Source organism: Planctomycetota bacterium (assembly GCA_039819165.1).
Lineage (GTDB): Bacteria > Planctomycetota > Phycisphaerae > Phycisphaerales > UBA1924 > JAHCJI01.
In genome coordinates this window covers 1,801,763-1,816,324 of sequence record JBCBSM010000001.1, presented here as the reverse complement: position 1 = coordinate 1,816,324, position 14,562 = coordinate 1,801,763, and the positions used below count along the sequence as shown (strand labels likewise).

13 protein-coding genes are annotated in these 14,562 nt (G+C 72.1%); 6 read left to right on the top strand and 7 right to left on the bottom strand.

The features are described 5' to 3' along the window. The first annotated feature begins 129 nt into the window (after positions 1-129). Positions 130-1,701, top strand: coding sequence for a gamma-glutamyltransferase family protein (locus AAFX79_07895; protein ID MEO1008474.1), 1,572 nt, complete (start codon positions 130-132; stop codon positions 1,699-1,701). Position 1,702: 1 nt separating this feature from the next. Here AAFX79_07895 and rpoN read toward each other — a convergent pair whose 3' ends face one another. The 6 genes from rpoN to recR all read right to left on the bottom strand — a co-directional run bounded on the left by rpoN (position 1,703) and on the right by recR (position 7,226). Next, on the bottom strand, positions 1,703-3,286 hold the full coding sequence (rpoN, locus tag AAFX79_07890; protein MEO1008473.1) for an RNA polymerase factor sigma-54: 1,584 nt from the start codon (positions 3,284-3,286) through the stop codon (positions 1,703-1,705). A gap of 221 nt (positions 3,287-3,507) precedes the next feature. Further along, a complete protein-coding gene (gene arsM, locus AAFX79_07885) occupies positions 3,508-4,359 on the bottom strand; it encodes an arsenite methyltransferase (protein ID MEO1008472.1) in 852 nt (283 codons plus the stop codon). Between the two features lie 65 nt (positions 4,360-4,424). Next, positions 4,425-5,183, bottom strand: coding sequence for a protein-tyrosine-phosphatase (locus tag AAFX79_07880; protein MEO1008471.1), 759 nt, complete (start codon positions 5,181-5,183; stop codon positions 4,425-4,427). 42 nt (positions 5,184-5,225) lie between these two features. Further along, positions 5,226-5,657, bottom strand: coding sequence for a metalloregulator ArsR/SmtB family transcription factor (locus AAFX79_07875; protein ID MEO1008470.1), 432 nt, complete (start codon positions 5,655-5,657; stop codon positions 5,226-5,228). A gap of 101 nt (positions 5,658-5,758) precedes the next feature. Next, positions 5,759-6,427, bottom strand: coding sequence for a GC-type dockerin domain-anchored protein (locus tag AAFX79_07870; GenBank protein MEO1008469.1), 669 nt, complete (start codon positions 6,425-6,427; stop codon positions 5,759-5,761). A 109-nt stretch (positions 6,428-6,536) separates the two neighbouring features. Continuing rightward, entirely contained in the window at positions 6,537-7,226 is a 690-nt protein-coding gene (gene recR / locus AAFX79_07865; protein MEO1008468.1) for a recombination mediator RecR, read from the bottom strand. 31 nt (positions 7,227-7,257) lie between these two features. Here recR and AAFX79_07860 point away from each other — a divergent pair, with 31 nt between their 5' ends. The 5 genes from AAFX79_07860 to gatB are packed head-to-tail and all read left to right on the top strand — an operon-like array spanning position 7,258 to position 13,632. After that, the gene (locus tag AAFX79_07860; protein ID MEO1008467.1) at positions 7,258-7,995 is read left to right on the top strand and encodes a protein-tyrosine phosphatase family protein; all 738 of its coding nucleotides are present in this window, start codon (positions 7,258-7,260) and stop codon (positions 7,993-7,995) included. After that, positions 7,992-9,539 carry a glycosyltransferase family 39 protein gene (locus AAFX79_07855; protein MEO1008466.1) on the top strand — a complete coding sequence of 516 codons (1,548 nt, stop codon included), beginning with the start codon at positions 7,992-7,994 and terminating at the stop codon, positions 9,537-9,539. Before AAFX79_07860 ends, AAFX79_07855 begins: the two co-directional genes overlap by 4 nt. A gap of 8 nt (positions 9,540-9,547) precedes the next feature. Then, the gene (locus AAFX79_07850) at positions 9,548-10,423 is read left to right on the top strand and encodes a menaquinone biosynthesis protein (protein ID MEO1008465.1); all 876 of its coding nucleotides are present in this window, start codon (positions 9,548-9,550) and stop codon (positions 10,421-10,423) included. A 3-nt stretch (positions 10,424-10,426) separates the two neighbouring features. Then, positions 10,427-12,028, top strand: a complete 1,602-nt coding sequence (locus AAFX79_07845) for a hypothetical protein (protein MEO1008464.1) — start codon at positions 10,427-10,429, stop codon at positions 12,026-12,028. Then, positions 12,025-13,632 carry an Asp-tRNA(Asn)/Glu-tRNA(Gln) amidotransferase subunit GatB gene (gene gatB, locus AAFX79_07840; protein MEO1008463.1) on the top strand — a complete coding sequence of 536 codons (1,608 nt, stop codon included), beginning with the start codon at positions 12,025-12,027 and terminating at the stop codon, positions 13,630-13,632. The genes AAFX79_07845 and gatB overlap by 4 nt, the downstream gene beginning before the upstream one ends. Positions 13,633-13,655: 23 nt before the next feature. Here gatB and AAFX79_07835 read toward each other — a convergent pair whose 3' ends face one another. Next, entirely contained in the window at positions 13,656-14,480 is an 825-nt protein-coding gene (locus AAFX79_07835) for a prepilin-type N-terminal cleavage/methylation domain-containing protein (GenBank protein MEO1008462.1), read from the bottom strand. Positions 14,481-14,562: the final 82 nt, after the last annotated feature.

Here is a 14,562-nt window from a genome sequence, read left to right as displayed (position 1 = left end):
GCGCTGGCGGCAGCCGGCAGCGGCCGGGCGTTGGCCGGCGGTGCCGGGCAGCAGGCCTCGCGGGCGGGCAACGATGCCGGCGTGGACGATCCGCCGTTCGACTATCGCCTGCCCTACACCAGCCAGCGGATGCCCGTGCTGGCGCGCAATTGCGTGGCGACCAGCCAGCCGCTGGCGGCGCAGGCCGGCCTCGAGATGCTCCGCATCGGGGGCAACGCCGCGGACGCCGCCGTGGCAACCGCGGCCGCTCTCACCGTCGTCGAGCCCACGGCCAACGGCATCGGCGGCGACAACTTCGCGCTCCTGTGGATGAAGGACGGCAACGGCAACGCCAGGCTGCACGGCCTCAATGCCTCGGGCCGCGCACCGAAGGGGCTGAAGCGATCGGACTACGAGGGTCTGGAGAGCATCCCGCTCTACGGCTGGGAGGCGGTGACCACGCCCGGCGCCGTCTCGGGCTGGGTGGCCGTGAATGACAGGTTCGGCGCGCTCCCGCTCGAGCGTGTGCTCGAGCCGGCCATCCGCTACGCGAGGGAGGGCTATCTCGTCTCGCCCGGCGTCGCCGCGGGGTGGGGTTCCTCGGCGCGGCGGTACCGCGGCGCGGCGAAGTTCGGGGGCTGGCAGCAGACCTTCGCCCCCGGCGGCCGCGCCCCCAGGCCCGGCCAGCTCGCCACGCTGCCGGGGCACGCCCGTGCGCTCGAACTCATCGCCAGCACCAAGGGCCGAGCCTTCTACGAGGGCGAGATCGCGCAGGCGATCGAGGCGGCCGCCCGCGAGCACGGCGGTGCGTTACGAGCGCAGGACCTCGCGGACCATCAGGCCGACTGGGTCGACCCCATCGCGATCGACTATCGCGGCTGGCGCTTGCACGAGATCCCGCCGAACGGCCAGGGCCTGACGGCGCTGCTCGCGCTCGGCATCGCACGGCACTTCGACCTGGCGGGCATGGACGTCGACAGCGCCGCGTGGCTGCACCTGCAGATCGAGGCGATGAAGCTGGCCTTCGCCGATGCGCACCGCTACATCGCCGATCCGGCGCACATGGACGTCGATGTGGCGTCGCTGCTCGACGCGGGCTATCTCGAGCAGCGCGCCAAGCGTGTCGATCCCAGCAAGGCGACGCTGTTCGACTACGGCGAGCCCAAGCCCGGCGGCACCGTGCTGCTGACGACCGCCGACGCCGACGGCAACATGGTCAGCTTCATCCAGAGCAACTACACGGGCTTCGGCTCGGGCATGGTCGTTCCCGAGTACGGCATCGCGCTGCACAACCGCGGTGGCAACTTCACGCTCGAGCCGGGCCATCCCAATGAGATCGGCCCCGGCAAGCGGCCATACCACACCATCATCCCGGGCTTCGTCACCATGAACAGTGAGCCGAGCATGGCCTTCGGCGTCATGGGCGGCTTCATGCAGCCCCAGGGGCACGCCCAGGTCGTCGTGCGGATGGTCGACCACGGGCAGAACCCCCAGGCCGTGCTCGACGCGCCCCGCTGGCAGGTCGACCGCCAGAACCGCGTGCTCATCGAGCCGGGCTTCGACGACGCGGTGTACGAGCAGCTGGAATCGATGGGCCACCGGCTGGCGCCCCGCCGCGGCCGCAGCGCCACGTTCGGGCGGGGCCAGATCATCTACCGCCTGGAGGATGGCTACGTCGCCGCGAGCGACCTGCGTGCGGACGGCCAGGCGGTGGGGTACTAGATCAGTACGTCTTCCGCAGCCGCGCCGACGGGATGCCCAGCTGGTCGCGGTACTTCGCGACGGTCCGCCTCGCGATCTCGACGCCGCGCTTCTTGAGTTCGCGGACGATGGCCTCGTCGCTCAGCGGCTTGGCCTTGTCTTCCTTCTCGACGACGTCGGAGAGGGCGGCCTTGATGGCGTCCCAGCTCACGTCGTCGCCCTGGTCGTTCTGCGTGCCGCCGGTGAAGAAGCGGCGGAGGGGCACGACGCCCCGGGGCGTCTGCAGGTGCTTGTCCGACACCGCGCGCGAGACGGTGGCGACGTGGATGCCCAGCTGCTCGGCCACCTGCGTCATTGGCAGGGGCTTCAGGCTCTCCGGGCCGTAATCGAAGTAGTCCCGCTGGGCATCGAGCACGGCGTGGATGACACGGAGCAGGGTGTCCCGCCGCTGGCCGATGGCGTCGACGAGCCACTGTGCATTGCTGAGGTTCTTGCGGACGAAGTCGCGGCCTTGCTTGTCGAGCTCGCGGGTGCGGACCATCTCGGCGTACTCGCGGTTGATCCGCAGGTTCATCGTGCTGCGGTCGTTGAGGTAGGCGATGTAGCGGTCGTTGTCCTCGTCGAACTCCACGATGGCGTCGGGGATGATCGGCTCGCGGCGGTCGGGTGCCAGCCGCTTGCCCGGCGCGAGGCTCAGCCGGCGGAGCAGCTGCACGCCGCCCTTGATCTCGTCCATCGTCAGCGTGGTCTTGTCGGCGATCCGCGGCAGCCGATTGTTCATGAGGTCGTCGAGGTGGTCGGCCACCAGCCAGCGGGCCGCCTCGATCGCGTCGTCGGTCTGGTCGTCCTCGTTGAAGTCCGGGTCGTTCTGGACGGCGTCGAGCTGGAGCAGCAGGCACTCGCGGGCGTCCCGCGCCGCCACGCCGGCGGGCTCGAGCACGAGCTGGACTTCCTCCAGGACCCACGGCAATTGTTCGAGCAGTTTGACGCGGCCGCCGGTGAGTTCCGCGACGGGCTCGGGCGCACGCTCGGCGATCTCGTCAAGCGGCGTACGGACGTAGCCGTCCTCGTCGATGAACGAGATGAGGTACTCGCCGAGGGTCCGCAGTTCGCCGTCCATCTCCGCCAGCGACCACTGCTCCTGGAGCTGTTCGGATACGGATGCCTGCCGCGCCGGGGCGGCGGCCATCGCGTCCATCTTGCCGTCGCGCTCGCCGCTCAGCCGGCGGCTGGCGAGGTCCCGCGTGCCAAGGCCGGCGTCGCGGGGCAGCGTGGCGCCGTCGGCCGTGCCCTCGAAGGCGTTGTCGGCGGCGTCGGGCTGGTCGGCCTGGAAGCTATCGAGCCGCGCGAAGTCGTCGGCCGACCCGTTGTTGTCGCTGATCGCAAGCTCGCGATCGGGGCGATCGGTCTGGTCGGCATCGCGTCGGTCGCGGCCGTCGGTGGTCTTCTCGACCACCTCGAGCGCCATGTTGCTCTCGAGTTCCTCCTCGATGCGCTGCTCCAGATCGGCCAGCGGCATCTGCAGGATCTCCATCGATTGGATCACCCGGGGCGACAGCTTCATCTGCTGCCCGAGCCGCATGTGCTGGCTGGTATCGAAACGCATCCGTACGAGTCTAGTCGGTCGGCGAGCGGTCGCCGGTCCATCCATGCGGGGAGGACCGGTGGATGGCGCGGGCGGACCGGCCGGCTCGCCCGGCACGATCGGCATCACGCGTGCAACCGGCGCGCACTCGGTTGCGCGACCGGCCAGCGACCGCGGGCCGCCACGCACTCGCGCAGCGGCCCGCGGCTTCCGGGGTTCTCGTTGGCCGTGATCGAAGGCGGCTAGGGCTTGCGGGCCGAGATGGCCGCGCTCGTGATGAAGTCGGCTAGCGTGGCGCCCTCCGGCAGGCCGCCCGCTAGGCGGGCGTACAGCGGATCTTGCCAGGTCGACATCGCGTCGACGTAGTCCGTCCGGGCCTCGATGCGCACGTCGACCAGGCCGGCGGCCTCGGCATCGCGGCGGATGGCGTCCACCTCGACCGCCCCGGCGATGCAGCCGACGAGGGCCTCCGCGTCATTCTGCAGGTCGGCGGGCAGCGGGCGCAGCAGCGCGAGATCCGAGATCGCCACGCGGCCGCCCGGCGCCAGCACCCGGGCGATCTCCCGCCACGCCCGCGGCTTGTCGGGCACGAGGTTGAGCACGCAGTTGGAGATCACCGCGTCGACCGACGCGTCGCCCACCGGCAGGTGCTCGATCTCGCCCAGCCGGAACTCGACGTTGCCGAGCCCGGTCGATCGGCGGTAGGCGTCCAGGCCGCGGCGGGCCTTCGCGAGCATCTCGGGCGTCATGTCGACGCCGATGACCCGGCCGGCGGCACCGACCTTGGGGCCGGCCAGGAAGCAGTCGAACCCGCCGCCGCTGCCGAGATCGAGGACGGTCTCGCCCTCTCGCAGAGAGGCGATGACGTGCGGGTTGCCGCAGGACAGCCCCATGTTGGCCCCATCGGGCAGGCCGCGGACGTCGTCGGCGTCGTAGCCCACGGCAGCCGCGATCTGTTCGGGCGCCTGCGCATCACCGCCGCAGCAGCCGCCGGCGCAGCACGGTTCGGCCTCGGTCGCGGTCGCGATGGCGGCGTAGCCCCGGCGGACTTGATCGCGCATGTCATCGCCGGTGTCGCGTGGGTTCTTCTGCATCGGTGCTCCCGTGCTCCCCGGAGGTTGGTGGTGCGAGCAAGAAACGGAAACCGGATGCCGGGCTGCTAGCCGCGGGCCCGGGTCATGGCGTAGAGCATCTCGCGAGCGATCTGCGCGCACCGCTCGTCGTAGGTGGCGGCCTCGGCGGGCGTGTTGTCGGACACCTTGGGATCGACAAAGGGGATCGCGAAGCGGCCGGCGGCGCCATCGACGACCGGGCAGGCCTCGTCGGCGTCGTCGCAGACCATCACCGCGCCGAAGCCCCCATCGGGGTTGGGCGGTGCGTCGTAGGCCTTCGAGAAGCACGTCATCGCCGGCCGATCGTCGGCCATGCGGACGTGGTAGATCGGATTGCGAGCCTCGGTGGTCTTCTCGACGCGGAAGCCCGCCCGCTCGATGGCCGCCACGGCCCGCGGATTGAAGGCGGTGTCCTCGGTGCCGCCCGAGTAGGTGGTCACGCGGAGGCCAAGCATGTCGGCCGCCGCCTGCGCCCACAGCTGGCTCATGTGGCTCCGGCGGCTGTTGTGCGTGCAGACGAAGATGAGGTCCACCGGCTTGTCGGCCTCGTGGTGCCGCCGCACGAAGGCGCCGAGTTCCTCGAGCAGCTCCTTGCGTTCGGCGGGGATGCGGTCGAACTCGCCGCGGCGATCGGCGAGGAAGCGCCGCAGCTCGGGGTACAGGCTGGCCTGCGCAGCGTCGGCGTGCATGCGTGCGGACTCCTGGGCGAGGACCGAGGGCGGGACGAGCACCGCGGCGGCGAGCACGCCGCACAGCAGCGCAACGCGACACCAGCACGCTCCGCGGCAATGGGGTCGTTGGATCATCGCATCGTTCTCCGGATAGGTGGGCATGGACGTTGGGAGGATCTAGCTCGCTTCGCATCCGCAGCGGCCGCCGCGGCACGCATCACCGTCGTCGCAGCAGCCGTCGGGGCACCACTCGTCGATGGCGTCGGCCAGCGTCCGCAGCCGGGCCGACAGCTCGACACACCGGGCGCGGTACCAGACCGTGCGGCCTTGCTTCTCGGCGTCGACCGCGCCGGCCCGCGCGAGCGTGGTGAGATGCCGCGCAACCACCGAGAAGTCCACAGAGCAGCACTCGGAGACTTCGCTCACCGAGCACGGCCGCCCGCACTTGATCAGGCACCGCAGCAGCAGCGCCCGCGTGGGGTCGGCCAGGGCCTTGAACAGGTCGGTATCCAGGTGGCGATCGACGCCCGACCGCCGCCGGGCCGCCTGCTTGGGCGAAGCGGCCGGCCTGGGCCGGGAGCCGATCCCAGATTGGGTTATTGACGCCATCGTGCAAGTATTGGTTCCATCGAAGCCCGAGTCAAGCCCGCCGGATCCGCCCGGGGGCATCAGCCCCGAGAGCGGTCCATAGGGCGGCCCCTGGCGGTCGCTCAGGGCGGGCAGCCCAGGTCGAAGCGGTTCTGGAACTCCAGGAAGTCCAGCAGCGTCAACTCGCCGTCGAAGTCGAAGTCGGCGAGCGCATCGCCCGACTCGAAGGCGTTGGCAAACGCCAGGAAATCGAACAGCGTGAGCGAGCCGTCCTCATCGAGGTCGGCGCGGCAGGAGACGATTCGAAGAACGGAGGCCTCCTCGATGAGGACGTCCATCCGCGAGAGCGGGCGGACGCAATCCCGGCATGGATAGACCTGGAACTGCGTCGTGCTGGTGTGGACGTTCTCGACGCCCGGCTCGCTCGGCGCGACGTAGGTGCCCCGCCAGAACGCCATCGGGTCGGTCGGGTCGGCGAAGATGTTGTGGAACTGGAGCTGCCCGGCGATGATGCCCTCGATGCCCCGTCCCGTGGGTACGCCTGGATCCGAGCCGACGGCGTCCATGGGTCGCAGCACGCCGAAGTCGTCGAACGCGTCGCCGCCGGTGTCGAGGAGCAGGTCGAGGAACACGTCGCTCATCGCCCAGTCCGAAGCCGAATCGAATCCGGCTCGCAGCTCGATCGTCGCCGTCTCGCCCGGCTCGAGCACCGGCCGATCGACCACGACGTGGATGATGTACCGCGGATCGCTGTCGGCGAGCGCGCCCGCGGCGGTCCCCAGAGCCGCCACGATGAGTGTAGATCGCAACTTGGTGCTCCTTCAAGCGGGCGGGAGGCCGTCGCACCGCCCGCTCTCATTCTACAGGAACTCGCGGACGCCGCAAGCAGATCCGGGCTCGCTAGAACGCGTGCCGTCCCTCGATGGCGTCGGCGAGCACGGCCTTGCTGACCCACTCGAGCTGGCTGCCCGTGGGCAGGCCGCGGGCGAGCCGGCTGACCTTCACGCCGCGGGTTTCCAGTTCGCGGGCGAGGTACATCGCCGTGCCGTCGCCCTCCAGCGTGGGGTTGAGCCCGAGCACGACCTCGGCCACGCGCACGCCGCCGGCGTTGCGGGCGGGCTCGTCGACGCGGGCCAGCAGGTCGGCGATGTTGATGTCGGCCGGGCCCACGCCGTCGAGCGGGCTGAGGCGGCCCATCAGCACGTGGTACACGCCGCGGAAGGCGCCGCTCTGCTCGACGGCAATCAGGTCCTTGGGCTGCTCGATCACGAGCACGACCGAGCCGTCACGGCCGGCCTCGCCGGCCGTCGCGGCGCCGCAGATGTCGCAGGGCGAGGCGTCGGTGAGGTTGCCGCAGATGCCGCACTGGCCGACCTGGTCGCGCATGGCCGTGATCGCGCGCGCCAGCCCCGTGGCGTCGTCGCGGGGCGCCTTGAGCAAGAAGAACGCCAGCCGCTCGGCCGTCCGCCGGCCGATGCCCGGCAGCCGGGCCAATTCGGCGATGACCCGCTCGACGCTCTCGGGGTAGCCGCCGCGGCCGGCCGATCCGGCTCGCTGGGGCGGGGGATTGGGTGCGGGGCCCTCGGCCATCGCGCGATGCTAGCCGTTCTACCCTTCGTGCATGGCGATCGGCGGTCCGGGCATTGCGCTGCGGTGGTGGCACATGGTGGTGCTGGTGGTCGCCGTCGGCACCATCGCGTGGTTCGCGGGCGTCGACGAGCAGGTCTGGCCCAAGCGCTTCGGCGTCGTCCAGGAGGGCGCGATCTACCGCAGCGGCGAGCCCACGCCCGGCGCAACCGAGGCGGTCGTCCGCGAGTACGGCATAAAAACCATCATCGACCTGGGCGCCCACACCCTCGACACGCCCGAGGAACGCCTCGCCCAGCGGACCGCGGATGCCCTGGGCGTGACGCGGTATCGCTTCGGCCTCATCGGCGATGCGACGGGCGATCCCAACGACTACGTGCTGGCGCTGCGCATCATGAACGACCCGGCGCACCAGCCCGTGTGGGTGCACTGCGCCGCGGGCTCGGAGCGGACGGGCTGCCTGGTCGCGATGCACCGCATCGTGAACGACGGCGAGGACCTCGATGCGGCGTACGCGGAGACCACGCGATTCGATCACCGCACGCGCAAGAACCCGCACCTGCGGGCCATGCTCGAGCGGTGGGCGGATGGCGTTCGCGAGGCGTACTTCGCGGGCGGCGTCGTCGAGTTCGATCGGGTGGCCGACGGCATCGGCGGCGCGGGCCGGGGCGAAACCAACGGCGACCGCGTCGGGCCCTTCGAGCGGCTCGATCTGCCCGAGCCGCGGGCCTTCGCGGTCGAGTCGGCCGACGCCGCCGAGCCGGACGGATGAGCACGCCCGACCCCGCCGGGCGGCGCCGCGGGCTCATCGGCGTCGCGCTGGCGATGCTCGTGGCCTGCACCGTGTACCTGCCGCGGCTGGGCGCCGATGGCCTGGTCGATAGCGAGGGCCACCGCGCCGTCACGGGCTGGGAACTGCGGGACCGCGTGACCGCCGGCGACAACGATCTGCTCGTCACCACGCTCTTCGAGACGCCCTACCTCCGCAAGCCGCCGGGCGTGCCGTGGCTGATGGCGCTCAGCGCCCAGGCGTTCGGCGAGAGCGCCTGGTCGGCGCGCTTCGTGTCGGCGATGGCGATGATCCTGGCCGCCGGCGTGGCGGCGATCGCGGCGTGGGCCTGGTTCGGGTCGGCCGCGGCCATCTGGGCGGGCTGCGCGCAGGCGCTAATGCCCTTGTTCTGGCAGAGCGGTCGGGCCGCGGAGATCGAGGCAGCCAACAACCTGGCGACGCAGGTGGCGTGCTTTGCGTGCGTCGCGGCGGCGTGTGCGCGACCCCGCGGCATCGTCTTTGCGATCGTGCCATTTGCGATGCTGCTTGCGATCGCGATGGTCTTCCTTATGAAGGGGCCCGCATCGGCCACGGTATTGATCGCGATCTTGCTCGCCACCCGCCTGCTGGTCCAGCGATCGAGCCGCGAAGAAGCGCGTGCGTGGGACCGAGAGTGGGGCTGGATCTGGGGTGCCATCTGGGGATTTGCGATCCTGGGTCTGGTATTCATCGCAAACAGGCTGATGACGGTGGATCAGGCAGTCACCCAAGCTCCATCCGCCTTCCTATTCGAGCCCGGCAAGATCCCGCAGATCCTCGCGATGCCCTTCGTGGCCCTGGCGTCGGCGCTGCCGATGGCGCTGCTGATGCCCGCGGTGCCGCCGTCGCCCGAGGACCGGCGGGACCGCATCGCGCTGTCGCTCGTGCTGGGGTGCCTGGGCGGCGTCGTGCTGCTGGCGTTGGTCGGCGTGAGCAACCCGCGGTACGCCATGCCCGCCTTCGTGCTGCTGCCGCCGCTCGCCGGGTACGCGGCGGTCCGCTACCGCGAGTTCGCCGCCGGCCGTCCGTTACCGCCCGGCGAGGCGCGGCGGGCGCGCATCTACGGCCGCGTGCTCGTGCGGCAGGGCGTGGCCTGGCTCATCGCGCTGATGGTGGGGGCCCAGGTCTACATCTGGGCGATCGAGCCCGCCCGCGACGCACGCAGCGGCGAGCGCGCCGGCCTCGCCCTGGCCGAGTTCGTGCCCGAGGACGCGGTGGTGTACGCGCACGAGCTCGTCGAGGCGCGTCCCGAGGTGCTGCACGCGCTGCGTCGCGCCGCGAACTGCCACGTCGTCTGGGCCTACCCGTTCGACGGGGCGCCCGGGCTGCCCGAACCGGGCGGATACGTCGCGATCCGCACCGATGGCGCCGTGGGCTCTCGGGAGATCGACGCGTTCGAGCGCGCGGGCCTCGCCGATCGCATCGAGCCGATCGCGGGCGGAGCCGTCCACATCTTCGAGTTCACGCTCTACCGCGTGCGGCGGATGGGCCCGGCGGTGGATCAATAGGATCGCCCATGCAGCCCATCCGCGTCGCTTGCGTGCAGTACCTCAACACCGCCCCGCTGGTGGAGGGACTCGACACCCTCGAGGGCCTGACGCTCATCCCCGCCGTGCCCGCAGACATCGCCGGCATGCTCCGGCGGGACGAGGCCGACGTGGGCCTTGCCTCGGTGGTCGATGCGACGAGCGGCGAATCCCCCGCGTTGAGCCTGCTGGACTGCGGCATGATCGGATGCCACGGCCGCACGCTCACGGTCCGGCTGTTCAGCGCGGCGCCGCCCTCGGAGATCGCCGAGCTGCACGTCGATGCCGACAGCCACACCTCGGTGGTGCTCGCGCGGCTGCTTCTGGCCGAGCTGTACGGCGCCGAGCCGTCGGTCGTGCCCTTCGACGTCCGCGAGCGCGTCGCCGCCGGCGGCGCGTCCGCGGAGGACGAAGGCTGGCCCGCGTCGCTGCTGGTCATCGGCGACAAGGTCGTGACCCATAGCCCGCCGGCGATCCGTTATCCCCACCAGCTCGACCTGGGCGCAGCCTGGCGGGAGTGGACCGGGCTGCCCTTCGTCTACGCCACCTGGATGTGCCGCACCGACGACCTGGACGAACCCGAGTCGGCCGCGCGGATACGCCTCGTGGCCGACCTGCTCGATCGCCAGCGACGGCACAACGCGACGCGGCTGGACTGGCTGATCGCGCAGTGGGCGCCCCGAGCCCGCTGGCCGCTCGACCTCGCGAAGGAGTACGTGGGAGAGCTGCTGCGCTACGAGGTCGATGGCGACGCGCGGCGGGCCGTCGAGCGGTTCTTTGAGCTGGGGCACCGCCGGCGCCTGCTCGATTCGGTCCGGGCCTCCTGGGCGGCGCTGCCCGCGCCGCGGGCTCCGGCCGGGGCCTGATCGATGCCGCCCCGCGAGCCGCGTACGGAGGCCGGCCGCCTCGTGCTCCGCGAGCTGCGCGTCGCGCCCCGGAAGATCCTGCTCCGCGCCATCGAGCGGCTGGAGATCGCCGCGCTCGGCGTCGATCCCGAGATGCTGCACGAAGCGAGCTGGATGCTGCGGACGGCTACGGGCCACGATGGCGGCGCGGACGGCAAGACGCCCGGCGAGGCGCTGCGGGCCGACGTTGCCCCGGTCGTCGAGCACCTGTGCCGGCAGGCGGGGCTGGCCGCCGAGGACGCCGGCGAGGGCGCCGCCGATGTGCAGTCGCTCGCCCGGCGGTGGGGCATGTCGGCCCGAAGCGTGCTGCGGTACCGCGATCTCGGGTTGGTGCCGCGGGCCGTCCGGCACCCGCGGGGCTGGCGGCTGGTCTTCGCGGCCCCGGTCGTGGTGGCGTTCGAGTCGATGCACGCCGACCGGCTGGCGCGGGGCGGCCGCTTCCGCCGCATGAGCGACGACGAGCGCGTCCACATCCGACGACGCGCCGCCGAACTCGCGGACGAACGCCGCACGGGCGCGAGCCGTGCCGCGCGGACGATCGCGGCCGAGCTGGGCCGCAGCCACGAGGGCGTCCGCCGTGCGCTGCTAGAGCAATCACCCGACGCCGGCGTTGGCACGAACGCGTGGAGCGACCGCGAGCGGCGTTTCGTGCTGCGGTGCCACGACCGCGTCGCCGAGCCCGCCGCCATCGCGGATCGCCTGGGCCGTCCGTCCATCGCCGTGCGCCGCATGATCGACGCCGGCCGGCTGCGGCGGCTCCAGCAACTGGACCTATCCGCTGCGCGGGTGCCGGCCGCGCCGCGGCCGCGGATTCCGGTGGGTGCGCCCGGTCCGCGGCTGCTGGCGGACTTGGTCGCGGAGATGCGCTCGGCCGGCGCGGCCGACGCCGCGATCGAGCGTGAGGCGACGGCCCACGCCGCGCTGCTCGTGGCGTCGGCCGCGGATCGCATCGCGGGGCTTTCGGCGGCGAGGATCCGGGGCGAGGTGCTCGACGAGGCCGAGGCCGAGTTGCTCGGGGCAAGCCGCTACCGGGCCGAGGCGCTGCGCGGCGTGCTGCCCGTCGTGCTGCGTGGGCTAGAGGGCCGGCTCGATGCTCCCATCGAATCGCTGCCGGCGCGCGACGCGGCGGCGCTGCTCCACGCCGGGCTGGCGGCGGCGGGCGCCGAGGCGGCCCGATTCGATCCGACGCACGGCGGCCGACTGAGCGCCGCGGTGCTGCTTGCCGTCGACCGGGCCGTCGCGCAGGAGCGCCCCGCATCGGCGCGCGGCGGCGGCGCGCGGCGGACGTTCGCGGGCGTCCGCATCCCCGATTGGACCCGCAACGTCTCGCCGTGGCAGGCCTTCCTGGAGCCCGACGCCCGCGTGCGTGTCGGCCTGGTCGCCCTCGAGGCCTCCGAGCGGGCGCTGCTCGAGGCCCGCTTCGGCTTCGGCGAGCCGCCCGCGACCCTGCGACACCTGGCCGAACGCTTCGGCATCGCGCGACCCTGGATCGGCCGGGACGTGCGGCGTGCGACCCGCGCTGCCATCGCCGCGGCCCGCGGCCGGGCGAGTACCATCCCGCGGTGACCGCCGACGCGCACGCCATCGAGGACCAGGAACAGCACCGCCCGGCCATCCGCGGCGTGCGTCCGATCATCGGCATGGAGGTGCATGTCGAGCTCGGGACGGCGAGCAAGATGTTCACCCGGGCGCGCAACCCGGCGGCCGATCCGCTGGGCGCGATCGACGCCTCCGACGAGCCCAACGCCCGCATCGATCCGATGGTGCTGGCACTCCCCGGCGCGCTGCCCGTCGCCAACGCACGGGCCATCGAGCTCTCGATCGCCGTCGGGCTCGCGCTCGGCTGCTCGATAGCGCGGATCACCCGCTTCGATCGCAAGAGCTACTTCTATCCCGACCTGCCCAAGGCCTACCAGATCAGCCAGTACGACGAGCCGCTGTGCGCGGGCGGCGCCGTCGACGTGCCGGCCTTCAACGACCGGGGCGAGCCCGTGCTCGACGGGCCGGCGCACCGCGTCCGAATCACGCGGGCCCATCTGGAGGAGGACGCCGGCAAGCTGCTGCACGAGGCGCCGGGTGGCGGCGCGATCGACCACTCGATCGTCGACCTGGATCGCGCGGGCACGCCGCTGCTCGAGATCGTGACCGAGCCCGACTTCGAGACCGCCGAGCAGGCCGTCGCGTTCTGCCGGCTGCTGCGGAGCACGATCCGCCTGATGGGTGCCAGTGCGTGCGTGCTGCAAGCGGGCCAGATGCGCTTCGAGCCCAACATCAACTGCGAGCTGGCGTTGGAGGACGGCTCGGTGGTCCGCACGCCCATCGTCGAGGTCAAGAACCTCAACTCGTACCGCGCGGTGCGGGGCGCCATCGAGCACGAGATCCGCGCCCAGCCCGAGCGTTGGAGGGAGGATGGCCGCGAGATGGGCCCCGGCGCCAAGCGGACCTTCGGCTGGGACGACGCCACCCTCCGCACCGTGCCGCAGCGCGAGAAGGAAGACGCCCAGGACTATCGGTACTTCCCGGATCCGGACCTGCCGCCCGTGCGCGTGACCGAGACGATGCTGGCGGCGGCAAGGTCTCGCGTGGGCACGCCATGGCTGGCGCGTCTCCACGCGCTGCACGGAGAGCTCGACGTCGGCGTGGCCGATGCGGCGCTCGTGCTGTCGGACTCGGACGTGGGCGCGCTCTTCGATGGTGCGCTCGATGCGCTCGCAGACGCGGGCGTCGATCGTGCGGCCGCGGCGGGCGGCCTCGCCAACGCCATCACGCAGACCGCCGCTCGGCTCTCCCGGGAGCGGGGGGTCGCGCTCGGACGCCTGGCCATCACGGCCGCCCAGCTGGCCGGCGTCGTCCGCCTGCGGCTAGATGGCGCGCTCAGCAACCAGGGCGCGGCCGACCTGTTCGCGGAGCTCGTCGAAAGGGATGACGCGGGGCTCGACGCCGAGGGGCTCGCCCGCGAGCTGGGCATCCTGCTGGTGCGCGATGACGCCGCGATCGATGCCTGGTGCCGCGCCGCGATCGATGCGCATCCGCAGGCCGCCGACGAGGTCCGCGGCGGCAAGCCGCAGGCAATCGGCCGGCTGATCGGCCAGGCGATGAAGTCGGCGGGCGGCTCGGGAGACCCCAAGGCCATCCGCGCCCGGCTGCTCGAGATCCTGGCGGGCGGTTAGTGAGATCCGGGCCCGTCGCCGATTCAGAACGCCGGCGGCAGTGCGGGCGTGCCCACGATCGGCCGTGGGCCGTCGATCGGCGCCGGCACATAGTCGAAGCCACGGCCCTTCTCGATGCGGAAGTTGCTGACCCGTACCGAGCCGTCGAGCAGCAGCATGTTGCCGACATCCGGCTCGGGGTGCCACGACGCGTCGATCCGCGGCTCGCCGTCGACGGCGATCTGCCACTGCGGCACGGCGACGAGCAGCATCCGCGAGGGCGACGTCACGATCTCGTGCTCGCCCAGCGGCTCGGGCGGCCTCGCCGGATCAAGACGGCACGCGTCCAGCAGCAGCGGATTGGCCCGGTAGCTCGTGCCGAAGCGCTCGAACGCCGTGGCCTCGGGATACACCGGCTGGCCCGCCCGCGGACCCGCGGCATCGGTCCAGGCAAAGCCGCGATCCAGCGGCGAGCGGAACAGCTGCGCGATGCGGTCGTTGTCGGTCGCCGCATCGGCGACGATGTACGCATTGACCGGCCGATCGCTCGCCAGCACCGCGCGGCGCTCCGAGCCGACGAAGGCCGCGCCGCCGTACCGCCAGTCGGCGTCCGCGCCGCGGTACGGCAGCCTCCGGTGCTCGTCGACGTACTGCCGCCAGCCGATGCCGATCTGGCGGAGGTTCGTCCCGCAGATCGCGCTGTTGGCCGAGTACCGCACGTACCGCAGCGTCGGCAGCAGCAGGCCCAGCAGGATCGCGACGACCGCCATGCTGACCAGCACCTCGACCAGCGAGAACGCACGACCCCGCCGAGGGACCCGGCATCGATGCGCGACGCGGATTGGTTGGGGCACTGGACGAGTGGGCATGGGCGGACAATCGACTCGGCGCTATCGGCCGGTGCGGCAGGATATCCGCCCGGAGCGGCCGCGGGATGGGTGCCGCCGCGTC

Excerpts from the sequence above, each read along its gene's own strand:
- arsM (MEO1008472.1), bottom strand. The coding sequence starts at position 4,359 with ATGCAGAAGAACCCACGCGACACCGGCGATGACATGCGCGATCAAGTC.
- AAFX79_07845 (MEO1008464.1), top strand. The coding sequence starts at position 10,427 with ATGCCGCCCCGCGAGCCGCGTACGGAGGCCGGCCGCCTCGTGCTCCGC.
- recR (MEO1008468.1), bottom strand. The coding sequence starts at position 7,226 with ATGGCCGAGGGCCCCGCACCCAATCCCCCGCCCCAGCGAGCCGGATCG.
- rpoN (MEO1008473.1), bottom strand. The coding sequence starts at position 3,286 with ATGCGTTTCGATACCAGCCAGCACATGCGGCTCGGGCAGCAGATGAAG.
- AAFX79_07875 (MEO1008470.1), bottom strand. The coding sequence starts at position 5,657 with ATGGCGTCAATAACCCAATCTGGGATCGGCTCCCGGCCCAGGCCGGCC.
- AAFX79_07850 (MEO1008465.1), top strand. The coding sequence starts at position 9,548 with ATGCAGCCCATCCGCGTCGCTTGCGTGCAGTACCTCAACACCGCCCCG.
- AAFX79_07855 (MEO1008466.1), top strand. The coding sequence starts at position 7,992 with ATGAGCACGCCCGACCCCGCCGGGCGGCGCCGCGGGCTCATCGGCGTC.
- AAFX79_07835 (MEO1008462.1), bottom strand. The coding sequence starts at position 14,480 with ATGCCCACTCGTCCAGTGCCCCAACCAATCCGCGTCGCGCATCGATGC.
- AAFX79_07895 (MEO1008474.1), top strand. The coding sequence starts at position 130 with ATGCCCGTGCTGGCGCGCAATTGCGTGGCGACCAGCCAGCCGCTGGCG.
- AAFX79_07860 (MEO1008467.1), top strand. The coding sequence starts at position 7,258 with ATGGCGATCGGCGGTCCGGGCATTGCGCTGCGGTGGTGGCACATGGTG.
- AAFX79_07880 (MEO1008471.1), bottom strand. The coding sequence starts at position 5,183 with ATGATCCAACGACCCCATTGCCGCGGAGCGTGCTGGTGTCGCGTTGCG.